Below are 26409 nucleotides of genomic sequence, written 5' to 3' on the forward strand. Positions count from 1 at the left end.
TCTTGGACGTCGCGGTTCCGTCGTCTTTTTCGTCGGGACAAAAAAACTGGCAGCAAACAAAACGCCGCCGGTAACAGCCATAACCCAGCTTACCGTTCGATTCTGAAATATGCCTGTTACGCTCTGAAGAACAGCATCCAAACCGAGCATCAGTGCGGCACCAACCAAGAAATAAAAGCCTGCCACCGTGAACAAATAGACCAATAATCGGGTGATCAACCGATCCCGCTCCGTCAACAGCAAATAGACCGTTACGCCGAGCGTGGCGGGGCTCAAGGTATCCAGGAGCGACAACGCACCTACGGAGAGCAGCAGTTCCGTTGTCATGATGTCTCCCCCTCTTCGTCTAGTTTTTCTTCCACTCCTCTAGCATAGATATTAAATGCCAGCTCCATAAACTGAAGAAGCTCTTCCTCAATGGGGTACAAGCCCATCTGCTCGGACTGCGAAGGAGATTTGCGAATCTCCCACAATTTATCCACGAAGGGGTCTTCGCCTTCAAAATGCTCCCGGCGTTTTTCATCCATGCGTCTGATGATCCTCTGTACTTCAGGAGAACCGGGTCCGTTCTCCATACGCTTTTTAAGCTGTCCCAGCAGAGCGATCCATTCTAGCGAATCCGGATCTGTGCTGTTCATATTCGGGAGGAGGTCCAGCAGCTCTTCTTCGCGCCTCTCAAACATTTGTTGTCGGAACGCATGCTTTAATGAGGGGTCTCTTCCTGAGAGATGGATCAGCTTCTGAATCACATCCCAGCTTGTCTCCCCTTCCACGGCAATGCTATGCAGGACGGCGCGGAGCGCGGATTCCATTTGGTTCAGCTTGTTTTGTTCATTCTTCACGAAGTCCAACTGATTCATCAAACTGGATGACCAGTTCCATTCCGGGTTCGAAATCATATCCGAAATTTCCTGCAAGCTGAAGCCCAGCTTTTTCAGAAACTGAATTTGCTGCAGCTTCTTTAGCTCCTCCTCGCTGTATATCCGGTGTTTACCAGGAGTCTTGGCTGCCGGAATCAGCAGGCCGATCTGATCATAATAGCGAAGCGTTCTTACCGTAATGCCCGTCTGTTTGGACAATTCTTGAATGGGAATCGATTTCATCACCTGCTTTCTTAAGTTCTCCGGTAACTCCACTATACAAGATGACGCAACGTCACTTTCAAGTCATTTTCGAAGAAAATCATGTCCATGCACATATAAAACAAAAAAAAGCCCCGGCTTTCGGGCTTTTTCCATACCATGCTGGTTTCATTTCAAGCTGAGGATTTTCGTTCGCGTTATCCCGACCAGATAGAGGACGATGGGAATCACGATCAAGTGGAGGAGCGCATAGCTTGACCACACGTTCTGAATGATATCGGCGACATAAACGGTGTTGATGTATGTATTCCAGGCCACGACGACAAACAGCACGGACAACGGATAAATTAACGAATTCTGGTCCTTCAGACCGAACACGGTTTTCATGCCTTGAAGAATCGAAAGATACAGCAGAGAAATCTTGATAAAAAAAGTCAGGATCCACAGCGTAATCAATATGCCTTCGACACGTTGAAAGAAATTTCCTAAATTAATCGTCTTCGCAAGTGCATATGCCGGAAACGTGCTGTTCTCCGTCTGTTCAATCCCCAAAATCAGCACGCTGAGCAGGACGGCAATGCTAAGGACGAGCCCGCCTGAAGCGGCTCCCCGCATCAATGCCCTCTCCCCTTCCTTCTCTCCTTTGACCAAGGGCAGGAATACCATTAACACAATCAGCTCCTGGAACATGGAAGAATGGAATCCGGCCTTAGCCACGGGCATCCAGCCTTCCTCCAGCATCGGCTTGATATGGTTCCAATCGATCTGGGGTATAAGCGAGAGGACAAGGACCATAAACAGAAATACGATCCACGGAAACATCAATTCACCGACGCGGGCCAACAGAATGATGCCCATTCTGGCGCACATGACGGCCGCTATTAAGAACAAGATTTGAATGGCCTCGATCGGGGTCTCCGGCATCATTTCACTGCTCAGAAAAAAGCCCAGGTTGCCAAGTAAAGTACCTGTAAGAATCAAAAAATAAAACAAATAGATCAGCGAGAAGAGTTTGCCCAGCAGCTTCCCTAGCACCTTTTCGTGTATCTCGAAGATCGATTGGCCGGGATAGAGACGCGCAATGGCTATATACAGCACGACCATGAGGAGGTTAATGAGCAAACTGAAGAGAGAGGCCATCCACGCATCTTCCCGGGCGGTATGCGCTAATCCGGAAGGCGTAACCAGAATCGAGGTACCGATGGTCAAACCGAAGGCCAGTATATAAAATTGCCGTGGTGCGATATCCTTGTATTTGATCACGTATTACCAAACCTTTCCTCATTATGAGATCAATCCGCTCAGGGGCTGCACCAAGGCGCCGATCCAGTCCAGCGGCCTTAAATAAGGCACCTCCATCATATCTCCGATCAAAGCCAGCAAGGTTACTCCCCATACCGCATAGAATACGATGATGTCCCTGATGGAGCGCAGCTTCAGAAGATGACGGGTTTCCGTAACGAGAACGACGGTTAGAAAGAATATGAATAACCAATGCCAATTCACGGCTCATCCACCTTTTGGTTTAAGGGTTGTATGATGGATCCGATCCGGCGGATCGCTACGTCGGTGTCCACCCGGATACTCATCGTTTTAAAGCTTTCCCCCCAATGATCCCGGTATTTTTTCCAAACGTCCGGATATTTACGGTGCAGAACCTCGCCGAATCCAAAAACGTCGGCTCCATAACGCTGCTGGACCAGCCCGATGTGCTTCCGAATATTAGCGTTATATTTATCCTCGATGTCCTTCTCCAATTCGTCGATAACGGCAGGTTGACTGATATCAATCGCGCATTGAACGGCATTCACGTCGGCCTCGATCTCCAATTCGGCTGAAAAAGCGGGGGTTCCATCCGCATTGAGCTTAACGTCCAGCGTTGTGTCCGCCCGGTTCACGGCGAATCCGACAATACCATCGTCCGGACATACAATGAATCCCGTCGTGGTGTCGACTCTATTCAGGACATAATTGACGGCCTTGCTGGGAGGTTCCCCCAGCCATCCGACCAACCGGTCCCCCTTGAATACGCCGAGCCCCGTATGCTGAAGAAGCGTGGAAGGATTGATTTGCTTCACGTTCTCCATGGTCTGGCCTTCGGCTAAACTGCCGCTTAATTGTACTCCGGATAACACCGGGTCTGACCCGCTGCGCTTTAGCTCCGTCACGAACTGCTGCAATGTGACTTTCCCCGTCGCCGCCCATTTTTTTTCCGAGATCAGAATGGAGGTATAGAGCGAATTCGCCGGAACATATTCGAATGGCGTAACGACCTCTAGAATCTCCGCAGCTTTTCCATTCTTGGCGACGAGCATAAAGAAATCCGTTCGAAGCTGATGATTCCGGGAGATATAATCGAGGACATCGCTGAGCCCTGACCTGGCCAGATCCTCACCGAATACCAACACGCGAACGTGGGACAGATACGGCATCCGGGGGGCCATGCTCAACATGCGCTGCAGGGCGTCGGGTATGGTTTTGCCGACGGACTTATAGGTCACGGCAGGAAGACTGCCCATCGATCCGCCTTTTTTGGAGCCGGCCTCGGCGGAATTAAGCACCTGAGCAGTAATGGCATACCCATTCTCATGGGTGTCGATGCCAAGCGCCATGACGACGGCCAGCTCATTCAGTTCTTTTCTGCTCCAGCATCCAGGGGTGAAGGTCAAGCATAATATGAGCAGGACTGAAAGTATTTTTCTTTCCAACACGATAACCAGTCCCCTCTGCATGAAATAGAGACTTCGAATTCAAGTCCTCGTTATTTGTTGGCTTATGTCTTGGATTTGGTCAAGTATTTTTTCATGCTGTGGCGGGACAATCGCAACAAGGCATCCTTTTGACTCCGCCATCTTATGGGGGCGAATGAGGTCATATACGGAACCCCCATGGACTGGAGGCTGCATAGGTGGAGGCCGATGATGATCATGCCGATTATCATGCCGTACAATCCGAATGACGCAGCGATTCCCATGAGCCCGAATCGCAAGATCCGAACCGAGATTCCGATATTGAAAGCCGGCAGGGCAAAATTCGCAATCGCCGTCATGGACACAACGATCACCATCGCGGCCGATACGAGACCCGCTTCCACGGCGGCTTGACCGATGACCAGCGTGCCTACGATGGAGACGGATTGGCCGATCGATTTAGGCAGCCGAATGCCCGCCTCGCGCAGAATCTCGAACGTAATCTCCATGATCAGCGCTTCGATGAATGCAGGGAAGGGAACCCCTTCCCGCTGTCCGATTAAGCTGGTCAACAGGTTGGTTGGCAGCATTTCCTGATGGAACGTGGTAATCGCAATATACAGGGAGGGAGTAAGGAGCGCTATTCCGAAGCACAAGTATCGAAGCAGTCGAACCAAGCTGGCAAAATCCCACCGCTGGTAATAGTCCTCGCTTGATTGAAACAGCTGGACGAACAGGGCGGGAACCACCAGAACAAAGGGCGTTCCTTCTAAGAAAATAGCAATGCGCCCTTCCAATACAGCAGATGCAATGACGTCGGGCCGTTCTGAATTATATACCGTAGGAAAAGGGCTATAGCGATGATCCTGAATCATCTCCTCGATGTAATTGCTCTCCAGGACGCTGTCCAGCTTGATTCCATCCAGTCTTCTGCGCAGCTCGTTCAGTACATCGACATCGCATAATCCTTCCATGTACATCACGGCCAGCTGCGTATTTGTGTGCTCGCCGACGGTTCTCTCTTCCAAGCGCAGTTTAGGACTTTGAATTCTTCGCCGGACCAAAGCCGTATTCTCTCGAAGCGACTCGGTAAAGCCTTCCCTCGGACCTCTTACCACGGATTGCGAGCTGGCTTCCTCCACTCCCCGCTGTTTCAGCGTTTCCGTCCCCACATACAGGGAGGTGGCGGTTCCATCCATGAAGATGATCGTATTGCCGGAGAGCAATTTCTTTTCAACCTCTTGAAAGGACCGGGCTTCTCCTACTTTTCCCATCGTGATCGTCAGTTCCTGCAGCATTTTCATCCGTTCTTCCGGACGCTGGTCGGGGAGATTCATGAACAGCGGCATATCGGCATGAATCGCTTCGATTAGATAACGGGGATCTCCCATCCCCTCAATATAGACCATTACCGAGGGTATGGCGCCTAGTTGAAGCTCGCGGTAAATAATATCTCCGCTTTGTCCGAAGCGGCTCTTCATATCGTCAATAAATTGCGTCAGGGATGCCGGCAAATTTTCTTGCGGGGCTTCGCCCGGCGTTAAGTTCTTCATCATCATGGAAACGACTCCTCGTGCCTACACGGCCAGCTTTGCCCTACAAGGAATTTAAGTTACCTTCAGTTTTCTTTTCCTCTACTGTTCCCGGAGTTGGATATATTATGCTTTTTAAGCATTCTGACATAAAAGCGGTATACATTTGTGACATTGGCTTCCTGTTCCAGGGCACCTCTAACAAAAAAAGCCCGGCCAGAGATTCTCTCTGGCCGAGCTTTTTTTAACACGATGAATTGAAAAATATCCTATCGCTAAGAGCTACTTGTCTTCTACGTCCTGAACGAAATTGAGCACAGCTTCGTCCACTGCCGCGGTCTGTCCAAGGTCCGGTTGATCTGACAGTTCTGCTTCGCAGCATTCGGGACGGCCGTGCAGTTCAAAAAGAACCAGCTCGTTTTCCCCTTTGCGCAGTAAAGGGCCGGGAATATATAGCGCCTTCTGCGGTCCCGCATTCCAGTACCGGCCGAGATTGAAGCCATTGATCCAGGCGACGCCCTTCGTCCAGCCATCAAAGCGAAGAAACGTATCCCCGATCTCCTCCACCTCGAAGCATCCACGGTAAAACCCTGGCAGACCCGCGTTGTCCCTCTCCGGCTTGCACGGTTCTTCTTGTAACGCCTGCTCTTCCTGCGTAACCGGCGTATAAGAGAGCGATGACAGTTTCTCGGGCTCGAGCGGCAGGGTCCGGATCGTCCAGTCGTACAGGAACTGGTTATCGATTCTCACGCCTTCCGTGATTCCCTTGGGATCGTGGATCAGCGGCCCATAATTGATCCGGCCCATATTCTCCACGAGAATATCCAGCCTTGCACCGTCTGCGGGTACTGTAATATCGAGCGGCTTTGAATTCCAGCGTTCGACGACCCCAAGCGGACGACCGTCCAGGAATACCTGGGCGCGATCACGAACCTCCTGAATATGCAGCTGCTGACCGTGCCGCGGTCCCTGGATAAATGTGCTGTACATGATAAAACCATAGGACTGTCCGTATTTTTCCATCGGCTGAATGCATACGCTTTTTATCGGCTCTGATAATTGCTGGAGATTGGATTCCGTAAACAGGCCGGCCGTTTCAGACATCGCAACCTTACCGTAGGCTGCTTTTGGAACGGGCTCAGGGAAGGTACAACCCGGCGGAAACCCATGCTTGCTGAGCACCCTCCGGACCGCCTCGTATTTCTCCGTTTTATCCCCCCATTCCGTTAAAGGGGCATCATAATCGTAGCTTGTCGTCGTAGGCTCATAGGTCTGGATGTGATTCGCTCCACTGTAAAAGCCGAAATTGGTCCCCCCGTGGAACATGTACATATTCATCGAGGAGCCCTTCTCCAGCATTTCATCCAGTACGCCGGCGACATCCGCGGCATCCCGCACGTGATGGTCCTCCATCCAGTGATCAAACCAGCCGTTCCAAAACTCCATCACCATCAGCGGCTCTTCCGTACGATATTCCCGGTATTTGCGGAAGGATTCTTCAACCCGGGAACCAAAATTCACAGTTGCGTGCACATCGTTCAGCGTCCCGCCGAGCAGCATTTCGTCGGTTGGCCCGTCGGAGGTAAAGAGAAGCACATCGATGCCTCGCCGTACCAGTCCTGCACGCAAATAATCCAGATAAGCGTGATCGTTGCCGTAACTGCCGTATTCATTCTCGACCTGAACGGCCAGAATCGGCCCTCCGTTAGAAGATAGCAGCGGAACCAGTCTTGGGATCAGCTCATCGTAATAATGATCCACCTTGCTCAAATAGAGCGGGTCACTGCAGCGAAGCCGTATTTCTCCATAACCAAGCAGCCAGCCCGGCAACCCTCCAAATTCCCATTCCGCACAGATGAACGGGCTGGGTCTGACGATGACGTGCAGGCCCAGTTTCCCGGCCAATTCGATAAACGATGCGACGTCTGCCATACCGCTAAAGCTAAATTTCCCCTCCTGGGGTTCGTGCACATTCCATGCGATATAAGTTTCAACGGTATTAAAGCCGCAGGCCTTTAATTTTAATAGCCGGTCCTCCCAATATTCAGGGACGACACGAAAATAGTGAATCGCTCCCGATATGATCCGGTACGGCTGTCCGTCCAACAAGTATTGTCCGTTTCCCCATGTCAGCATTCCCATTCAGCTTCCCTCCACCTCATGTAAAAATTAAGGATTATTGCCCGCAATGATAAACCGCCATGTTTTTGATTCTCGGGCTTGCCGCCGATTTCAGGACCCGTAAACGCACCTTGTCGGCAGCTACCGGAGTGAAGGCATCGATTTTCTTGTGTCCGATCGCGCTGCCGCGTGTAAGCTCAAGCCACTCTCCATCGACGAAGGCTTCCAGCACATATTGGCTTACCCGTTCCCCGTAAGCAATATCCTCCATGACCACGGCATGATCGATCACGCATGACCGGGGAAGGGTCAACTGGGCGATCTCCCCCGATCCCGAGCCTTCGGCAAGGGAATGACCAAATCGAGACTGGATCTCTCTGCCGAATTCCAGAAGACGTCGTACATCGGCTTCCGGAAGCAGGCCATGATGGTCAGGCGCGACGTTGAGCAGCAAGGTCGCCCCATGTCCGACCGATCGATAGTAGATGTCCATTAACTGATCCACGGACAACAGCAAGTGTTCTTCGTCCGGATGCCAGAACCAGCGGTCTTTTCGAATCGGAACATCGCATTCCGCGGGCACCCAGCCCGGCGTCTCGGGCAGCCATTTCAACGATTCCTCACTGAACATGCTGCCCCGCGAAGAATCGGCCGTGTTCCAGCAAGGATACGGCGCCACGCCATCCTCATTGCCGACCCAACGTATCGTAGGAGCCCCCATGTTAAAGATCATGGCACGGGGCTGATATCGTTTGACCAGTTCCATGATTCGAGGCCAGTCATATTCGCGGCCTTCCGACCCCGCGCCGTCAAACCAAATTTCCACTAGCGGGCCATAGCCCGATAAGAGTTCCTCCAATTGCCTGCAGTAAAAGTCATCATACTGTTGCGGGTCGGCATAACTCGGCTCGTGCCTGTCCCAAGGGGATACATAAATACCGAAGCCGATGCCCTCTTCCCGGCATGCATCCGCGCATTCTTTAACGACATCGCCCCGGCCTTCCCTCCACGGACTCGAGGCTACGGAGTAGTCTGTCGTTGCCGTTGGCCATAGGCAAAAGCCGTCATGGTGCTTGGCCGTCAATATGAAATAACGGAATCCGGCTTCCTTCGCGGATCGGACCCACTGTTTGGCATCCAGGCGGTCGGGATTAAACAAAGACGGAGCATCCTTGCCTTCCCCCCATTCCTGGTCGCAGAACGTATTGATACCGAAATGACAGAACATCCCGAGCTCCAGGTCCTGCCAGGCTAGCTGCTCCGGCGAAGGAACAACAAGCTGGTCCTTAATATTTCTTGATATGGACATAACTTCCCCTCCAACTCTCACCAGTCGTAAAAAAAGGGCTTTGGGGAAGCCCGTTAAATGGCCCCCCCGAAACCCGCTTCCTACCAGGATTCTTATACCTCGTGCATTGCCCCGTTACTTGACAACGCCTTTTTCGTTAATGATTTTGGTGGCTTCATCGACCATCCATTGTTGAACCTCATCAATCGGCTCGTTGCTGAGCATGAACTTCGCAAAGCCGTCATTAATGATCTTGGTCAATTCCGAAGTATCCGTCATCATGATCTTAGCTGCATCCAGATACTGGATTTCATCGCTGAACAGCGTATATTTCAACGACTCCATATCGTACTTATCCTCTTTACCGGCAACCAGCTTTGTCAACAGTTCTTCGTTATTCGCTTTCTTGTAGCCAGAGAACTCGAGTCTGTTGTCGGAATCGGCCGTTGTCATGAATCTCATAAGCTTGAAGGATGCTTCCTTGTTCGTGGAATTGGCACCCAGCGCCAGCATATTGCCGCTGGTGAAATATTTTCCTTCATACTCTTTCGGTTCCGATCCTGCAGGAGGCACAGGTACAGGAGCGAAAGCTGTTTTGAAATCATGCGGATATTGCTCGGTATTGCCTGGATCCGCTACCGTAAAGTTACCTGTAAGAATCATAGCAGCTTCTTCATTAAAAAATTCAGTACGGTAGTTCAGCTTCGCGGCAAGCACGTCACTGTAAGGTTTGGCCGACTTATCCGTCTCCTCCATATCTTTGCGGAGCTGGAAGAAGTATTTGTAGGTCGGATCTGCCAGAATGGTCGTTCCGTCCTCATATACGAACGGGTCCTTCATCATGGTTTGCGCCGGAGCGTTCATATAAAGCTCCCATGTATGGAAGTAAGAACCGTAACGCTTGTCAACGCCTTCGCCCTTGGTCAGCTTTTTGGAATAGTCGCGGTAATCATCCCAAGTCCAGCCGAATTTCGGAACCTCAAGTCCCGCTTCATCCAGGGCATCCTTGTTGAGCATCACATAGTTTGTGCTCTTGGTGTACTGCATGCCATAATACTTGTCCTCTAGCTTGGCATTGACAAAGTATTCGTCTTCCGGAACGAGACTCTCCTGCTCATAGAACTCGTTCAGGGGAGCAAGGGCTCCGCGTGAGGCCCGTTCGAGAACTCCGCCCAAGCTTGGGAATTGAATAACATCGATCGCTTCACCGGATGAGATCAGGAAATCCAGCTTTTTCAACATTTCAACGGAATCGCCGGGAACCAGAACCACATGCTCGACCTTGATATTCGGATTCTGATCCATAAATTCCTGGAGCATGGCGTCCGTACCCGCTTGTTGAGCTTCGTTATCCCAGTTGTAATACTTAACGGTAACCTGTTTGTCCGTCTGACCGCTCCCACCGTTCGTGCTGGCACCGCTTTCTGACCCGGATTTCCCGCAGCCGCTTAATACCAGGGTGCTCGCCAGGATCGTGCTAAGAATGACGGATAATCTGTGTTTACTTTTTTTCTTCATCTTACTTCCCCCTGCACAGATAAATTAGTTGTGGTGCTGTTTTCATGTTCATTATAGGCACCAGCATGGCCGATCAAGTGCACAATTTTGAGGTTCTAGGATTACATTTTTGACTTTCCGAACTTCTGAATTTTGACTTTAGACTTCGTATCAACCTTTTACCCCGCCCAAAGCAATGCCGTTTATAACCTGCTTTTGCAATGCGATGAACACAATGACCAGCGGAATGATTGCCGAGACTGACGCCATCATCATAATGGCATAGTTGTTGGTGTAGTCATCACGGAACAGCGTCATCCCCAGCGGAATCGTGTATAAGTCCTTGTCCAGCAAGAAGATGAGTGGATTCTGGTAATCGTTCCACGTCCATATGAATTTAATAATCGCCACCGTAGCCAGCACAGGCTTGCACAGCGGAACCATAATGGAAGCAAATGTCCGCAGATGACCCGCTCCGTCAATTCTGGCCGCTTCCAAGTATTCATCGCTGATCCCGTTCATAAATTGACGCAGCAGGAACGTAAAGTAAATCGAAAACATGCTCATGAAGATGATGGCCTCATGCGTATTGTAGAGTCCAAACCAGCGAATGAGCAGAAACCGCGGAATGAGCGTTGCCTGATCCGGAATGATCATGAACGAGAGCAAGGCCATAAAAACAAGATTCCGTCCCTTGAATCGAATCTTCGTTAACGCATAACCTGCCATGGATGAGATAATCAGGGTGATTAGGGTCGTAATAATCGCTATTTTAAAAGAATTAAAATAGAAATCATAGAAGGGAACTCTTCCCATCCAGACCATCTTGAAATTGTACGCCAGATTCACCTTTTCCGGTATCCATTGAATCGGGAATCGCATAACATCCTTCTCATATTTAAAAGCCGCGGAAATCATCCAGATGAGCGGAACGAGAAACACAATGGACAATGCCCCCATGATAAAGGTGACTACCACTTTGGACGCGTTTTTTCGAAGCAGCTGCATGTACATTCCTCTCCCTCCTTATTCTTCATTTCTCATTTTCCAGGTGAGCGCGGTAATCAGACCGATAATCGCGAACAGCAGCCAGGAAATGGCCGAAGCGTATCCCATATTGTAATATTGAAAGCCTTCCTCATAGATGCGGAATACAAGCACGGTAGAAGAATTGTTCGGGCCGCCTTCCGTTAAAAAGGCAATGATGTCAAACACTTTAAACGAGCCAATCAACATCGTAATCAACAGGAAGAAGGTTGTTGGACGGAGCATCGGAACCGTGATGGCAAAAAACTTTTTAATTGCACTGGCACCGTCAATATCCGCCGCTTCGTAAATTTCATTCGAAATGTTCGTAAGCCCGGCCATATAGATAATGATCGTGTAGCCCAAGCCCGCCCAGGAACTGATAATCGAAATCGCCAAGAGCGACGTTTTCGGATCGACCAGCCATTTCGGCGGATTGCTGATCCCGAGATCCATCAGAAACTGGTTGATTGGACCCAGCGATGGGTGGAATAATGCGCTCCACACCGCAGCAACCGCGATAATCGAAGAGATATAAGGAATGAAAAACGCGACTTTAAAGTAACTCTTGAAGAACACGCTGTTATGAATCAAAACCGAAAGCACAAGAGCGATGGCAATCGGGATCGGCACCGTAAGAACCATATAGATCAAATTGTTCTTTATCGCTTGAATAATGGTCGGATCATGGAACATCTTGATGTAGTTATCAAATCCGGTAAACTCGATCCCCTGCACACCCGACAGCATATCCCAATCGGATAAACTCAAATACAAAGAAAATCCAAGAGCAAACACGTTTAATAGCAGCATCCCGACGATTTCCGGGGCCAGAAACAGCCACCCGATCAAAGCCTCTTTCCGCTTGGGAGTCCAAAACTTCCGCCGGCTCTTGGGCACTGGTTGTTGTACAGCCTCCATGCAGCATCACCTCGACAATTTGTAAGTTGTCATTATAGTAATACATCCGCCATCGGCAAGAAGGAGGGATTATGACCAGCCATGTGCAAGATTTTGACCTAAAAGAAGCCCCACAAAGTGGAGCCTATGCTTCGAATGCTTATTCCAAATACATTTATGGCTTGTGCTTTGCTGAAAACTTTAAAAAGCCGCCCTTGCCGGGCGGCATGCTGCTGTATAAGTGAATGAAGTGGTAACGGTCCACTTATTTTCGTGCGGTGTACTTCGCTTTATATTCGCTCGGCGTGGTTCCCACGTATTTTTTAAACACTTTAGAAAAATACGTCCGGTCCGAATAACCTAAGCCCATGGCCAACGACTCCAGATTTTGCCCGGACATTCTGAGCATTTTGGTGGCCATCTTCATTTTGTATTGATGCACGTAATCCGTGAAGGTCAGCCCCGTCATCCGTTTGAAATATCGCGAAAAATAGCTCGGATTCAAAAACAGATAGCGTGCCATGTCGATCGACGTGATGTTATCATCAAGATGCTGATCGATATACTGCTGGATCACCTGAAGCTTCGGCTCATGAGCGTGGTTTCCCGCCCCCGTTTGCCGGGTTCCCGTCATCTGGGTCAGCTTTCTCTCCACCAGTTCCATCATATCCTCCAAGGTGCGGGCTAAAGCAAGATAGGCGAATAGATCTTCATCGAATTTGAGACTGGACATCATCAATTCGATGCCGCGAAGCATGGAGGACAAATCCCTGGCAAAGTCGCCCGGATCAATAGACAGTTCTTTTGCAGTACCGGCGATCTTCTGGAGCGTGCTCCGTATACCGTTTAGATCCTGCTTGATGAGTGTTCGTTCCAGCTCGGATACGTAGCCGTCAAGAAACCCTTGAGGCGCGGATTGGAACCACCTTGTTCGGATTTGAGAAACCTCGGTTATCGTATCATCGGTATTTTCGTAAAATTCGCACCTGCCGTGCAGAATTTCCTGATAGACGGAGCCGATCGAGCTTAATTCCATTTTGTCCGTAACCGCGATGGCGTTCGGTTGAATTTTGAGAAAGTGGACGCATTGATATCGCAGCTGCTGCAAATAATTGTGCAGATGCAAGCTGGCATTCTGTGCGAGATTCACCCTGAAGTTATGCAGAATCACAATGTTCCCCTGTTCCATGAACGGCGTAATGCCTTCAAACGATTCCGACAATTCCATCGCGATATTATAGACTGCGTATAAAATCAGCGGCAGCTCCGTTTTTCTGAAACGCTGGTCAAAGCTGGAGAGCCGAATGCTGACCAGTCCCAGCATAAACCACGGATACGTCCAGGAGATGCCGATCTGCCCCGCATAAGCCAAAGTGGACTCGGAAGGCGAGCCGTTGATTACCCTTTGCAGCAAATCCTGCCGAAAGAGCTGGCTGTTGTAACTCGCCGCCTCGCGATGAATCAGACCGGCCCGCGTCTTTAATAAGTGCACGGATTTGCCAAGGCTCTGTTCCAGCTGCTCGGCCGTCAGCTGATCTTTGATCAGATAGTCGTCTGCTTGCAGTTTTACGGCTTGCTGGGCATAATGAAAATCTTCATGGCAGGTCAGGAAGATAATCCGAACCTCCCGCTTCACGCGAATAAAATGTTCTGCCAGCTCCATGCCGTTTTTTGCGGCAGCCCGATATCCGTAATGACGATGTCCGGCCTCACTTCATCAAACATATGCAGCGCTTTCGCGCTGGAATACGTACTGCCGGCAATCTGCAGATTGTTTGCCTCCCAGTCAATCATCTGCTGCAATACCTTGAGCATGGGAACGTCATCGTCGATAAGCATTACTCTATACATCATTCTTCCTCTCCCTCCGGCAAAAAACCATGATGATGACTTAAGGGCAAGTACAGGGTAACTGACATTCCGCCATGCGGAAGGTTGGCGAGCGTCAAACTCGCTTCCGGTCCGAAGGTCAATCGGAGTCTTTGGACCACGTTCATCAGACCGACTCTCTCGTAGGCTCCGTCCTGCTCTTCGGTTGGTTGCCCCAGCCTGCGGTTCAGGCATTCGAGCAGTTCTTCATCGGCCCCTGTACCGTTGTTTGTAATCTCAATCCTGATCCCGTCCAGGCTGCTTCGGGAACGGATCTCAATGCGTGGAGTCTGATGGTCGACAAGCCCGTGGACGATGGCATTCTCAACGATAGGCTGCAAAATGAGTTTCGGCAAAATAAGCCCCTCGGTTTCCGGGTCCAGGTCAACCTTTAAATGAAGCGGGATTTCGTTGCGGATTTTCATAATGTCGACATAATGGCCCAGCAGCTTGCATTCCTCGCGTAAAGTGGCCGGCTCATTAACCTTGAGATAAGCCCGGAGCAGACTCATCAGGGAATCTATGATGCCGCTGTGAAGCGTATCCTTCGTTAAGATCAGGCTGCATTTGATCGAATTCAGCGTGTTGATCAAAAAATGGGGGCGGATTTGCATAAACAAGGCTTCGAGCTCCATCACCCGCTTCTGTTCCTGCTCCTGTTCGATATCGTGAATCAACCGCTGCAATTGATCGAGCATCGTATTCAGCGTCTGCCCCAATTCGGCGATATCATCCTTGCCCTTGACCTCCAGTCTGACATCCAGGTTTCCCATCCCGAACTGGCGGACCACCCGCTGCAGCTTGTGAATCGGACTGTGGAGCCTCTTGGCCATCAGGATGGACATCCCGAAGAACACCAGAAACAGCAGAAGAACACCGGCAAGACCGGTATAAAAAGTCCTGGAAATCTGCCCCGACCACTCTTTCTCCGAGGCCTCGTAAGCCAGCTTCCAGTTCGATTTCAATATGGTTCTGTCCGTTCGGACGCTGCCCTTGGTTTCCGTATGATGCGGAATCAGCCCGGTATGGCCTGCGATGAATTCCCCGTTAGCGTCAAAGAGCGCCACCTTGCCAAAGTCGATCGTACCCAGCAGCTTGTTGAAGTACGTATCGGAAATGGCGCTGAGCAATACGGACACTTGCCTCTTCTCGCGGCTGTCATAGATGACCCTGGCTATATAATAGCTTTTTCCGTTTCCTGCCGAGTCGCCGCCGGCCATCCCAAGCCATTGCAGGGTTTCAGGTTTACTGAGATCGACGCGCTCCATCAGCTTGTCGAGGCTTCCGTTGATTGCGGTCAAATCCTCCGTGCCGGAAGAGATGACGAAGTGCTGACGGTTGACCAGGTACATGCGGACGTTATTATTCAGCGGCTTCGAATTTATCAGGGAGAACACGTCCTGTATTTGTCTGAAATGCACATAATCCTGATAAGTAGCCAGCCGTTTGGTGTCTGCAAATGACTTCAGGATATTGCGAACATTCGTATCGTTCACGATAAAATGGGAAGCAAACGTGACATCGTCAATCGTCTTGCTCAGCTCGTCGGTCATGACGTTCAGGACATTCTCGTTGCTGAGCTGCAGCTTCTCTACCATCGTATTTCGGATCAGAACAAATGAAATGATAGAAACCGCGATCAGCGGAATAAAGATCAGCAAAAGGAAAGACAGCTGAATGCGTTTGTAGAAGGTGAATTTGAACATTTTTCTCTGCGCCTCTCTTGTGCTCTAGTCCTCTTTATTCTATCAGTCCTTTGTTCTGGCGGCATTCATTAAATGATGACAGTTGCTTGCTTTTTGCTGCCGTGAAGGGTCATCAGCACAATCTCCCCGAAGATCTGCATGCCCTGCACCACATAAGAGTCATAATGACCGGACGGCGCACGGTGACTAACAACGAGAATAAACTCTTCTTCCATACCCGGCAGCTGAATCCCGCATGCTTCCGCTTGCCCGTCATGAACCCGTTCTCCCGTATGGCGATAAACAGGCACTTTACGGACTCGCGGCAAGGCCGTATCGCCTGGACGATGAGGATACAGCACCTGCATCATGCTGATGCATCCTTTCCCGGTTCGGGAGTAAGCCGCATTCGCATTCGGTTCCAGCAGGTTGTACTCGCTGGAAATCATGCCTTCGCCGACTTCCCCGCGCAGGCCGTCTGCAGTTACGGGGATAATGGATAGATTCGCCTCCCCAAGGGTGGTTGTGCGGCAAATCAAAGACTCCCCTTCCATCCGGACTTCTCCTGGCGGGTGCGGAAAATGAAAATGCTGAGTAAAGGTATGCTGCTCAAGGCACGCCAAGCTGTCGATCAGCAGCCAAAATAAGGCTTGATAAAGATGATTCTTCTGCGCGGATACAACGGATCACTCTCATAGAGATAGCCGTCATGCGCCCCCTCGACATAATCGAACTCCGGCTTGCTGATCCATCTGCAGCCCAGTGGCCCGGCAATCCGGTCGAAAGACCAGGTATCCTTGACCCCGGTAAACCCGATCCCGTCGACAACCGTTGTATTATGAGCTGAACTCTCCTTTAAAGCTTTTCTCAGCGGTGTATGGTCGCTATAGTTATACCTTCCGAGATCGGTGAGCAGATCCCGGCCGTATGCATGGAGATCCATGTGCAGCATATCGGCGTGACCATGGCCTCCCCCGAGCGGACCGCAGTGAAAATAAAGGTACAGCGCATCTTCGCCCCAGCCCGTTCGCATCGTATAATGGCCGGAATGGGGAAAAGCTCGGCTCAGGGATGGCGGCTCCGCGGGCACCATCGCTTCGTAATCCCGGATGCCCGCCATGCCGAACAGCCAGGCATGATCGAAATCCGGCCGAGCATATCCGCCAAAGCGCAGAACGGGATCCTCAAATAACCACGCTGCGTAAGTCAGAATGGAACGGATATCGCTGTCGTCGCTGTCTCCCAGCATCGGCTGCCTGTGGTTCGGCTTTGCCCAGTACAGGGAGGCTTCGGCCATCTCGCGTACCGTATGCCGGAATAGGCCGTCAAGCTCCAAGCCGTTGAGATTGGCGAGGTGAACGCAGTCCAGATAACAAGCCAGCACCTCATGATGGTACGTTGGCGATTGCTCCCAGTGAATGCCGTCTACCATGATCTGAAGCCGGGCCGTCTCCTTCAGTCTCTCTTCCCCTAGTTCCCGCCATCGTTCCGAGCTCTTAAATTCGGGGAAGTACAGTGCGATATGGTATAATCCGCACGTTTCCAGAACACCCCAGTTGCTGATATGCTTCCAGCTGGTGAAGGAAGCAGCCAGATACTCCCCGTGCTCATGAAGCGAAATCAGGGCTTTACCGAGCAGCAACGGAGTCAGGGATGGACTGCCGATCATGTATCGAAGTGCCTTGATCCAGTTCGCGCTGCGCAGACCGGCTTCGATCGGCCGCCATGTCAGCGTATCCGTCGTCGGCTCTTCAGGGATAGGATTCCGATCGATCCAGTCTTCGAGCTGGCGGCAAAACGCTTCCGCATGCTTCTCGTCGCCTGTCATTGCATACGCTTGTCCCAGCGCCACCCAATAGCGGTGGCGATTCAGCATGTAAGCCCACTCCGCGTCTTGATCGGGAATATGGCACCAATTCACGCTTTCTTCAAATATAACGGGAATTTGGCTCCGTTCCATATCCCACGGAAAACGGAACAGGAACGTCTGCTGTACCACTTCTTCCGCTGTCTTCATCACGGTTTCCAGTTCATCTGCGCAATATTGCTTCACGTAATCGGTGGTATACTGCTTATCCTCGCCGCTCATCCACCATCCGGGTGTCCTCCGGCAGGTGAAGTATTGATGCAGTTTACACAGTAAATCGTGCCGATGACCTTGATCGTCTGCATCCTGCATCGAACCCATAGCGGGGTCCTTCAGGTTCAAAATCTTTAAAACAGCATTCGCCGAAGCTTCCATGGCATCAGCGTTCATACCAGTACCCCTTGCTGCCGGTCTCCAGCCGAATTAAAGCTTCCAGGTAAAAATAATCTCCCCAAATCATGAAATCATCCGGGGACAATCCGCCGCGCACATGATAAGAGCCATGCTGCAGCAGGCCTTCCGCTTCTTGGCCGATCGTGGAATAGTGGCGGACCAGCGAGGTCATGGAATCCTTCAATCCTTGTTCAAATTCCGCTCTATCGGGATCCCCCTCCTCCAAATGTCCTACCAGTTCCAGCAAGCCTGCTGCCACGATGGCGGAAGCCGAGCTGTCGCGGTAAGTCTCGGCGGTTACGGGAGCGTTAAAGTCCCAAAGGGCGACATGATCCTCCGGTAAATGCTTTAGGAAATATTTAGCCATTCGTTTGGAAGTATCCAGGTATGCGTGATCTCCGGTGTATCGATAAGCCAGCGCGAAGCCATATACCCCCCATGCTTGTCCCCGCGTCCAGGTCGAACCGTTCGTATAGCCTTGATGCGTGGCACCGCCGATCGGCTCCCCCGTATGGGGATCGAAGAAAAAGGTATGGTATGAGCTGTCGTCTCCCCGTACCAGATAGCGCCTTGTCTTCTCCGCCTGCATGATTGCAATTTCCCGATATTGGGACTTTCCGGTTTGTTGTCCCGCCCAGAACAGCAGCGGCAGATTCATCAAGCAATCGATAATGATGCGGCCGCCTTCCTGTTCGTCTCCTTCCGGACCCCAGGCTTGAATATATCCTCCGCTTGGACGCCAGCGTTTCAGCAGCAGATCCGCAGCCTGAAGCGTCAACTGGCGGGCACTCTCGTCCTTCTCGACGATCCATTCCGCTTTGGAGGACAAGGAATACAGGAACCCGATATCGTGATGATCAAGCACCTTCTTTTCTGCAAAGCGGCGGCGAAAATCTTCCACCGTTCGTTTTGCTCCCAATCTAAAGGCCTCGTCGCCTGTGTATTCATAACACAGCCAGAGCAGGCCGCTCCAGAAGCCGTTCGTCCAGTCGTCATTGTCATTCAGCAAATAAGCTCCGTCCCTGCTGACGTGGGGAAATCTTGCCCCGAAGGCATCCATGTTCTTCCGGATTTTCTCAACGGCATCTTGAATCGCATTGCTCCACATAACACCTTGCTCCCTTCAAATCGATCCTGATTACGATTCATGATAAGGAGAGTCGCCCGGTTCTAGTAGAGCCGATTTTTGCCTTGATGTGCATTATTTTGACTTTTGCACACATTAGGCGGTAAAAAAGGAACAAGCCTTCCCATTCTGCTTTAATCCAACCAAAAAACGATCCGAGGTTTACCTCGGATCGTCCATTTTGCCCTTGAAGCGGTAAAGCGTTACGCGACGAACTTTTTCCACTTTCTGATCTTGGTTCTGAAGCTTTTGAAAGGGGCGACGGAATTGATGTGCAGCCATTTCCACATCGGCCAGTTGGCGCTGGTTACCGTCCATTTTCGAACGCCCGGACGAAACAGCTCTTCCTCGGTCAACCGGTTGATCCATTCGCACCATTCATCCGTCCTCTGCTTCAGCATAAAACGCAATCCTTCCAAAGAATAGCCGTCATACGCTTGGTAGAAACGCTGATACAGCGCCCCCAATTGATTCCATTTATAGTCAGGGGCTGGCGTCGTAACTTCGATGCCGGCTCGTTCATCCCGCTCCCAGCTCATGACGAGAGACAGCCAACCAAGCTGATAGGCGATCATTTCTTGCGGCGTTCTGTCGACTTCGCCAATGCGATGATTCTTTTTATCCTCCGGAACAGCATCAAATTCTTGGTCAAACAGCATATACGTTCGTCGAATTTCAGCGATGAAAGCCTCTTTGCTCGGGTATGTTTGCAACGATACTCTCTCCTTCATCATTAACATGTACCGCTTAACAGGCACATTCAAATCATACCATGCCCTGGGGCCGCACACGGTGACGAAGATCATCCCGCTCCCTATGCGGAAAGCCGCAGCCATAACGAAGAATTAATATTCTTTTGACTCTATCTCGTTCCGAAGCCGTTCAATGACTTGATCTATCGCGATTTCTCCAAGCTCGCCCTCGCCCCGTTTACGAACCGATACGTGATCGGAGTCCATTTCCTTCTCGCCAAGGACAAGCGTGTAAGGCGTTTTCAACAGTCCCGCTTCACGGATTTTATAACCCAGCTTTTCATTTCGGACATCGACGTTCACCCGTATGCCGGCATTCTCCAGACGTTTCTTCACCTTCAAGGAATAATCGATATAGTGATCTGACACCGGAATGATCATCACTTGTACGGGAGCAAGCCACATCGGGAAGGCTCCGCCGTAATGTTCCGTAAGGATCCCGATAAAACGTTCGATGGATCCAAACACCGCCCGGTGAATGACAACCGGCCGATGCTTCTGATTATCTTCCCCAATATAGGACAGATCGAACTTTTCAGGGAACTGGAAATCCAGTTGGATGGTGCCGCACTGCCAGCTCCGCTTTAAGGAATCGAGGATATGAAAGTCGATTTTGGGTCCGTAAAACGCTCCATCCCCTTCATTAATCCGGTACGGCAGTCCCATTTGATCCAGTACCTGCTGCAGCGAAGACTCCGCTTGCTCCCATAGTTCCTCGGAGCCCATGGAATCCTCCGGTCTTGTCGATAATTCGATTGTATATTCAAAGCCAAAGACTTGATACACTTGGCTGATAAAATCGATAACCTGTTTGATTTCTTCCTGGATCTGATCGGGCCTTACAAAAATATGCGCATCATCTTGACAGAACGTGCGCACCCGCATCATGCCGTTAAGAGCGCCTGAGAACTCATGGCGGTGAACCTGACCGAATTCGGATATGCGAATGGGCAGCTCTCTGTAGGAATGCAGAGAGTTTTTGTAGACTAACATATGCCCTGGACAGTTCATCGGCTTCAGCGCATACTCCGTCTCGTCTACTTGCGTAAAATACATATTGTCTTTGTAGTGATCCCAGTGACCGGACATTTCCCACAGGCGCTTGTTCATCATCAGCGGCGTCCGCACTTCATCGTAATCGCGATGGAATTGAAGCCCTCTTGCGAATTGCTCCAGCTCATTGCGAATGATCATCCCGTTCGGCAAAAAGAATGGCATGCCGGGCGCTTCTTCCGAAAACATAAAGAGGCCAAGCTCTTTTCCCAGCTTCCGATGATCCCGTTTCTTGGCTTCCTCAAGCAGCAATAAATGCTCATCCAGCTGCGACTTCTTGGGAAACGCCGTTCCGTAGATTCGCTGCAGCATTTTATTGTCGGAGTTCCCCCGCCAATAAGCACCCGCCACACTCATTAATTTGAACGCTTTGATTCTGCCCGTGGATGGAAGATGCGGCCCTCTGCATAAGTCAACGAACTCTCCCTGCTCATATACCGAAATAACCTCGTCCTCCGGTAGTTCACGTATGAGCTCCGTTTTATACGGATCATCTTGGAATATGCGTTCAGCCTCCTTACGCCCCACTTCCTTGCGAAGGATCGGCAGGTCTTCCTGAACGATCTTCAGCATTTCTCGTTCGATGGCAATCAGGTCATCGGCCGTAATAGAATGCCCCAGATCCATATCGTAATAAAAACCATCCTCAATGACCGGCCCCACCCCAAGATGAACAGATTCACTGCCGTATAGCCGTTTCACGGCCTGAGCCATCAGATGGGCCGTACTGTGCCGGTATACGTACAATCCGTCCTCGGAATCCAGTGTAATGATGCTTACTTCCGCATCTTCACGAAGCTCATGATTCAAATCCACAAGTTTGCCATCCACTTTGGCCGCAACCGCATTTTTCTTCAGTCCTGAATGGATGGATTCCGCGATTTGGATCATCGTCGTTTGTGCAGGATACTCCTTCTTGCTTCCGTCCTGCAGCGTTACTACAATTGACATTGTGATCCCTCCATCAAATTTAGATTGAACGCAAAAAAGCACTCGATCCCTAAGGGACGAGTGCGTTCAGCTCGTGGTTCCACCCTAATTTGATCCGAAAATGGCAAACGCTCGTACTGCCGCGCGCTTTGTCGGATCCTCATTCAGACATCCGGTAACGGGGATGATTCGGTGTTTTCTAGTTTCCATTTCGATTGTCGAACGACCGATCTGGGTTCAAAAACACAGCTACAAAGGGGTAATTCAAGAAACAAGCGCGGAAGAAGCTTTCACCAATCGCCTCTCTCTCTGGACAGGTCGTTTCACGAATCATGTCTTTGATCGTTGCTGATAGTAAAGTACTATAAGTCAGTTTTTTCTAATTGTCAAACCTAATTTCAAAGATAGTTGGATGTTAATTTGGATAACATTTCTCTCCCTCAAGTATCCTATGTCAGCATCTTTTCCATGTTTACGATTCCTCGTCCTTCAGTGTCATTTTGATCAAATATCCAATACCCAAACCGACCAGAACACCCGGAAAAGCATGGTCTAACGTTAAACCGATCCCGGCTCCGATGATGACGCAAGCGTAAATAATGATATCTCCCTTTTTCAATTCTCCCATCTCCCTCTTGTCGATATGTATGACATTCTCCGTGATTTTCGTTGACGAATTATATCTTACAAGATGACGCCGCGTCACTTTCAAGCGTCTATTGAGAAGTTGTCAAATTCACGAATGAATCCATAACTGAAAACAAAAAAGCCGCTGCTAACCAGCAGCTTTTCATTCATAAAGATCGATAATTGAATATTGTTCATTGCGTCAATGAATACCCTAGCCGGATAAATCTCCCTTGTTTCTGCGTGAAGCGAAAACGTTTAATAACTTACCATATTACACTGCTTCCCAAGGAGGGTTGTCCATGGATATGTTTATCGATTTAGGAGTCAAACTGATCATCAGCTTTTTCGGGCTATGGATCATCACGTTTGTTACTGGGCGCAAAACCATCAGTCAGCTTACACCGCTTGACTTCTTATCTTCCTTAATCCTGAGTGAAATCGTTGGGGCAAGCCTCTATGATGATAAAGTAAAATTGTCCCATTTGTTATTCGCTCTAGCGTTATGGACAACCATGTCTTTCCTCTTCGAGAAGGCAACCACGCACTTTGTCAAGTTCGGCTATTTAACGGAAGGGCGGGCGGTTCTTCTGATCGATAACGGAAAGCTGAACCAAAAGCTGCTCGATAAATACGACATGGAATATAAACAGCTGCTGTCCATGCTCAGAAGGCAAAATATTTTCTCATTAACCGAAGTCAAATACGCCATTCTGGAAACGGACGGCTCGCTATCCGTCATGCGCAAACCCGAATACGAGCCGCCGACGGCCCAGGATCTTGGCATCGAAGCCAAGCCGGATCCCTTTACGGTAACGGTTGTCGATAAGGGAAGACTGCTCGAGGAATCCATGCTGGGCAAGCACATCGAACACAACGATATTCAATCGAAAGCGCGGGAGCAAGGTTTTGAATCCTTGGAAGATATCGCATACGCGGAATATGGGGATGACGGAAAGCTCTATGTCTTCTCCAAAAAAGAGGTTCAGGATTGAACTTATACCCTTAGATGATCGCAACGCAAAAAAGCCTGATTCCCAGGCTTTTTTGCGTGTTTCGTATATTTTAACGACAAAGCGAATTCGACGATATTCTTCCGGAGCACCAAGTTCTATCCCTTTCTCAAAAGAAATCCATGAGGTGGGTTTGGCCTGCAGGAATCATCGTTTCCAGCTGTGCTGCAGCCTTAGCATCCCCGGTCAGGCGGTGGATGGAATACAGTGCCTGCGGTCTTTTATATCCGGTAAACAAGGCCGACAGCGTCTGAATGTCGGTAGACAGATCCGCCTGCTCCCCTCGATCGGATGGGAGCTCCGATAGCTCCGCGTTCCCCTCTCCATTCACCGACAGCCTCCACAGGCCTGCATTCCAAGGCGCTGCGGAATCCTCCACCTCGATGGTCAGGACAGCCTCCCGACCCGCTTCAAATGCATACTGCTCCACGAAGGATTGTAAATCCACGATACGGGCCATGAAGTAAGGAACCGTTTCCCGGGTAACGCGTGGATCCGGCAGCATATAGGGCAGCTGGTCATCCGTCGGCACCATCGTCATGGTCACCTGCTCGATCCTGGAATCATGGTTCGCAAAAAAAGTCCAGAGTCCGCTTCGGGCTTCTTCATTCAGGAAAACAAATTCATCGCACACCAGTTCTTTGTCTTTTAGCTCATATAACGCATAGCCCGTCGGTTTGCCCTCGGCAGAATAATAAACAACGCTGTGATTGTCTCCCTGCAGGACGAATCTTGTCCACCATGCCTCTTCGCGCACAAGGGTACCGTTATACCGGCTGACAAAGGCCTGATACATGCCATCCAGTACAGCAATGTCGTTTACATCTCTTACAACGCGGCCCGGCACCTCCACTTTACGCGGAAATTTGGACACCGGAATGACGTACTTATAATATTCCGCGAACAATTCCCAGCCAAACTTGCGATAAAACGGGATCGAGAACGGATGCAGGAAGGAAAGGGTCTGTCCCTTGCCCTTCATCTCTTGCAATGCATGCTTAAGCAGCGTCGAGACATGTCCCTGTCTGCGGTTCTCCGGCCATGTTGCCACGCCCGCAATGCCGCCCATAGCGAAAGTGTTCCCCTGCAAATAGACCTGCAGCGGAATGATGGTCAGTTTCGCCTGCAGCTCTTCCCCGTCAAAAATCCCCCAGAATCGCTCTGGTTTAAAATGCTTCTGATTGGACTCTCGCTGCTCCGGCGTCAGCGTATATTGAAAGGCATATTCGGATAATTTCGTGCTGATGTCAAATTCATCCGTTCTTAATTGTCTAAGTTCCATTCTTGCTTCACCTCTCCAATCTTCATATGTACGTTAATTGCTGAACTGACGCGTGTTATCCCGGCACGAAAAAGTGGGTTCCGAGGCACATGACCAGTATAACATCGCAGCTGTCTATGCGGTACAAAACACCGTCCGATTTCAGGTGAATATTCACCCGTGCATGAATACAAAAAAACTTAGAATATTTTACACAAACTTTTAGTAAGCTACTTGACAAAGATAACCCACTAAGATTATGATTAGCTCATGCAAAATAACAAGCACACCATGATCACAATATATTCAGAATAATCGGGAGGTAAGAACAGTGTCCAAATTGAATATCGGTATTATTTTAGGCAGTACCCGTCAAGGTCGTTTAAGTCCGCAAGTAGGTGAGTGGGTTAAACGTATCGCTGACGAGCGCGGAGATGCAAACTACGAAATCGTAGATATCGCGGATTACAAGCTTCCGCTTTTGGGCGAAGCCGACGCGACTGAACAAGCAACGGCTTGGAATACCAAACTTGCAAGTTTGGACGGCTTTGTATTCATCGTTCAGGAGTACAACCACAGTATTTCCGGCTCATTGAAGAACGCACTCGATTATGCCCGTGAGGCATGGAACAATAAAGCTGCAGGCATCGTGAGTTACGGTTCTGTTGGCGGCGCACGCGCTGCCGAGCATTTGCGCGGAATCCTGGGCGAGCTGTCCGTAGCGGACGTTCGCGTACATCCTGCCCTCTCGTTATTCACTGATTTCGAGAACGGCTCCGTCTTCAAACCGGCTGATCTGCATCTAGTCAACCTGAATGGCATGCTTGACCAAGTGCTTGCTTGGAGCGGTGCTTTGAAGACACTGCGCTAATCTCTAATAAATAGGACTGCCGCCGCTTCATCTTCCGATGAGGCGGCGGCAGTCCTTTTTTTCTGGCATCCACGCTTCATACCGAAAACCTGCGCCTATTCGATATCAATATGAAACGTTTCGTTTAGCCCATTCTTGCCCTCGGGCGTGATTTTAATGGCCCGGGTTTTTGGCATGCGTTGTACCCAACCTAATTCCAATAGTCTTTCCAACAGCGCATGGCCCAGCGCCCCGGCAAGGTGATGGCGTCTTTCACTCCAGTCCAAGCATCGGTGCGTGAAGGAGCGGCGTTTTCTCTTCACGCGCTCCAGATCGATTTGAAACGCCTTGAAGAAGCCTTCTCCTTTTTCGGTAACCGTAAATTGATGATCCACTTCGGATAAAATCCCTGCACTGAGAAGCGAATCCGTCAATTGTATTCCCAAACTCCCCGCAAGATGATCGTAGCAAGTCCTTGCATGGCGAATGGCTTCGTGCTCCAATGCTTGGTTGAATGATCTTATTTCAACGGGAGGCGTTATCGATAGTAAGGTCTCCATGATCCGGGCAACCTCCTGGTTCTCTATTCCGTAATAACGATGCCTTCCCTGTTTTTCGACGGCCACCAGATTTGCCGCAACCATTTTGGATAAATGAAAGCTAGCCGTTTGCGGTTTGATATTTGCCATGTAGGCCAGCTCTCCTGCCGGGTGGTAACGCCCATCCAATAAGACGGTCATGATGGCCGCTCTCGATGCATCGCTTATGAGTGAGGCTACCTGCGCTATGTTCGGACTCGCATTCATCTCCATCCCTCCTGATGTAATCCATATTTCGATGAGCATCG

At 50.2% G+C, this 26409-nt stretch carries 25 protein-coding genes; 3 read left to right on the plus strand and 22 right to left on the minus strand.

From position 1 onward, the window contains the following. From HMPREF9412_RS19690 to HMPREF9412_RS19740, 11 genes are all read right to left on the minus strand, one after another. Positions 1-327, minus strand: a 327-nt coding sequence (locus HMPREF9412_RS19690; protein WP_009593497.1) for a GAP family protein, incomplete at its 3' end; no start/stop codon positions are given. Then, entirely contained in the window at positions 324-1103 is a 780-nt protein-coding gene (locus HMPREF9412_RS19695; RefSeq protein WP_009593563.1) for a MerR family transcriptional regulator, read from the minus strand. The genes HMPREF9412_RS19690 and HMPREF9412_RS19695, both read right to left, overlap by 4 nt. Positions 1104-1250: 147 nt before the next feature. Further along, positions 1251-2345 (minus strand): GerAB/ArcD/ProY family transporter, encoded by a 1095-nt coding sequence (locus tag HMPREF9412_RS19700; RefSeq protein ID WP_009593527.1) that lies wholly within the window; start codon positions 2343-2345, stop codon positions 1251-1253. A 21-nt stretch (positions 2346-2366) separates the two neighbouring features. Further along, positions 2367-2588 (minus strand): hypothetical protein, encoded by a 222-nt coding sequence (locus HMPREF9412_RS19705; protein ID WP_009593495.1) that lies wholly within the window; start codon positions 2586-2588, stop codon positions 2367-2369. Continuing rightward, entirely contained in the window at positions 2585-3793 is a 1209-nt protein-coding gene (locus HMPREF9412_RS19710; protein ID WP_009593531.1) for a Ger(x)C family spore germination protein, read from the minus strand. Before HMPREF9412_RS19710 ends, HMPREF9412_RS19705 begins: the two co-directional genes overlap by 4 nt. Before the next feature lie 62 nt (positions 3794-3855). Next, positions 3856-5331, minus strand: a complete 1476-nt coding sequence (locus HMPREF9412_RS19715) for a spore germination protein (protein WP_009593549.1) — start codon at positions 5329-5331, stop codon at positions 3856-3858. Positions 5332-5586: 255 nt separating this feature from the next. Continuing rightward, positions 5587-7446: a glycoside hydrolase family 35 protein gene (locus HMPREF9412_RS19720; protein WP_009593535.1), complete on the minus strand. Its 1860-nt coding sequence runs from the start codon at positions 7444-7446 to the stop codon at positions 5587-5589. Positions 7447-7480: 34 nt separating this feature from the next. Further along, a complete protein-coding gene (locus HMPREF9412_RS19725) occupies positions 7481-8734 on the minus strand; it encodes an alpha-L-fucosidase (RefSeq protein ID WP_009593542.1) in 1254 nt (417 codons plus the stop codon). 114 nt (positions 8735-8848) lie between these two features. Beyond that, positions 8849-10231: an ABC transporter substrate-binding protein gene (locus HMPREF9412_RS19730; protein ID WP_009593515.1), complete on the minus strand. Its 1383-nt coding sequence runs from the start codon at positions 10229-10231 to the stop codon at positions 8849-8851. 150 nt (positions 10232-10381) lie between these two features. Further along, positions 10382-11218, minus strand: a complete 837-nt coding sequence (locus HMPREF9412_RS19735) for a carbohydrate ABC transporter permease (RefSeq protein ID WP_036672869.1) — start codon at positions 11216-11218, stop codon at positions 10382-10384. A gap of 18 nt (positions 11219-11236) precedes the next feature. Continuing rightward, positions 11237-12157, minus strand: coding sequence for a carbohydrate ABC transporter permease (locus HMPREF9412_RS19740; protein ID WP_009593494.1), 921 nt, complete (start codon positions 12155-12157; stop codon positions 11237-11239). Positions 12158-12228: 71 nt separating this feature from the next. Here HMPREF9412_RS19740 and HMPREF9412_RS32985 point away from each other — a divergent pair, with 71 nt between their 5' ends. Then, positions 12229-12381, plus strand: coding sequence for a hypothetical protein (locus HMPREF9412_RS32985; protein ID WP_009593491.1), 153 nt, complete (start codon positions 12229-12231; stop codon positions 12379-12381). Between the two features lie 20 nt (positions 12382-12401). Here the strand turns inward: HMPREF9412_RS32985 and HMPREF9412_RS19745 are convergent, their stop codons facing one another. From HMPREF9412_RS19745 to HMPREF9412_RS32990, 9 genes are all read right to left on the minus strand, one after another. Beyond that, entirely contained in the window at positions 12402-13799 is a 1398-nt protein-coding gene (locus HMPREF9412_RS19745; RefSeq protein WP_009593518.1) for a response regulator transcription factor, read from the minus strand. Beyond that, complete coding sequence (locus HMPREF9412_RS33400; protein ID WP_254664078.1) at positions 13769-13990, minus strand: response regulator; 222 nt, start codon at positions 13988-13990, stop codon at positions 13769-13771. The genes HMPREF9412_RS19745 and HMPREF9412_RS33400 overlap by 31 nt, the downstream gene beginning before the upstream one ends. Continuing rightward, positions 13987-15711, minus strand: coding sequence for a cache domain-containing sensor histidine kinase (locus HMPREF9412_RS19750; RefSeq protein WP_009593516.1), 1725 nt, complete (start codon positions 15709-15711; stop codon positions 13987-13989). The genes HMPREF9412_RS33400 and HMPREF9412_RS19750 overlap by 4 nt, the downstream gene beginning before the upstream one ends. A gap of 68 nt (positions 15712-15779) precedes the next feature. Next, a complete protein-coding gene (locus HMPREF9412_RS33405; RefSeq protein WP_009593528.1) occupies positions 15780-16244 on the minus strand; it encodes a hypothetical protein in 465 nt (154 codons plus the stop codon). A gap of 77 nt (positions 16245-16321) precedes the next feature. Continuing rightward, complete coding sequence (locus HMPREF9412_RS19755) at positions 16322-17947, minus strand: alginate lyase family protein (RefSeq protein ID WP_009593505.1); 1626 nt, start codon at positions 17945-17947, stop codon at positions 16322-16324. Further along, positions 17937-19058 (minus strand): glycoside hydrolase family 88 protein, encoded by a 1122-nt coding sequence (locus HMPREF9412_RS19760; protein WP_009593556.1) that lies wholly within the window; start codon positions 19056-19058, stop codon positions 17937-17939. Before HMPREF9412_RS19760 ends, HMPREF9412_RS19755 begins: the two co-directional genes overlap by 11 nt. Before the next feature lie 221 nt (positions 19059-19279). Beyond that, entirely contained in the window at positions 19280-19789 is a 510-nt protein-coding gene (locus tag HMPREF9412_RS19765) for a ClbS/DfsB family four-helix bundle protein (RefSeq protein ID WP_036672841.1), read from the minus strand. A gap of 132 nt (positions 19790-19921) precedes the next feature. Then, the gene (thrS, locus tag HMPREF9412_RS19770; RefSeq protein ID WP_009593490.1) at positions 19922-21832 is read right to left on the minus strand and encodes a threonine--tRNA ligase; all 1911 of its coding nucleotides are present in this window, start codon (positions 21830-21832) and stop codon (positions 19922-19924) included. A 451-nt stretch (positions 21833-22283) separates the two neighbouring features. Further along, on the minus strand, positions 22284-22430 hold the full coding sequence (locus HMPREF9412_RS32990) for a hypothetical protein (protein WP_036672871.1): 147 nt from the start codon (positions 22428-22430) through the stop codon (positions 22284-22286). Positions 22431-22740: 310 nt separating this feature from the next. Between HMPREF9412_RS32990 and HMPREF9412_RS19780 the strand changes: the two genes are divergently transcribed. Continuing rightward, complete coding sequence (locus tag HMPREF9412_RS19780; protein ID WP_009593534.1) at positions 22741-23433, plus strand: DUF421 domain-containing protein; 693 nt, start codon at positions 22741-22743, stop codon at positions 23431-23433. 127 nt (positions 23434-23560) lie between these two features. Here HMPREF9412_RS19780 and HMPREF9412_RS19785 read toward each other — a convergent pair whose 3' ends face one another. Beyond that, positions 23561-24733, minus strand: coding sequence for a GNAT family N-acetyltransferase (locus HMPREF9412_RS19785; RefSeq protein WP_009593572.1), 1173 nt, complete (start codon positions 24731-24733; stop codon positions 23561-23563). A 310-nt stretch (positions 24734-25043) separates the two neighbouring features. Here HMPREF9412_RS19785 and HMPREF9412_RS19790 point away from each other — a divergent pair, with 310 nt between their 5' ends. Beyond that, positions 25044-25583: an NADPH-dependent FMN reductase gene (locus HMPREF9412_RS19790; RefSeq protein WP_009593544.1), complete on the plus strand. Its 540-nt coding sequence runs from the start codon at positions 25044-25046 to the stop codon at positions 25581-25583. 95 nt (positions 25584-25678) lie between these two features. Here HMPREF9412_RS19790 and HMPREF9412_RS19795 read toward each other — a convergent pair whose 3' ends face one another. Then, positions 25679-26368, minus strand: a complete 690-nt coding sequence (locus HMPREF9412_RS19795) for an ArsR/SmtB family transcription factor (RefSeq protein WP_009593529.1) — start codon at positions 26366-26368, stop codon at positions 25679-25681. Positions 26369-26409: the final 41 nt, after the last annotated feature.

Origin of the sequence: Paenibacillus sp. HGF5, assembly GCF_000204455.1 — a bacterium.
Classification (GTDB): domain Bacteria; phylum Bacillota; class Bacilli; order Paenibacillales; family Paenibacillaceae; genus Paenibacillus_AQ; species Paenibacillus_AQ lautus_A.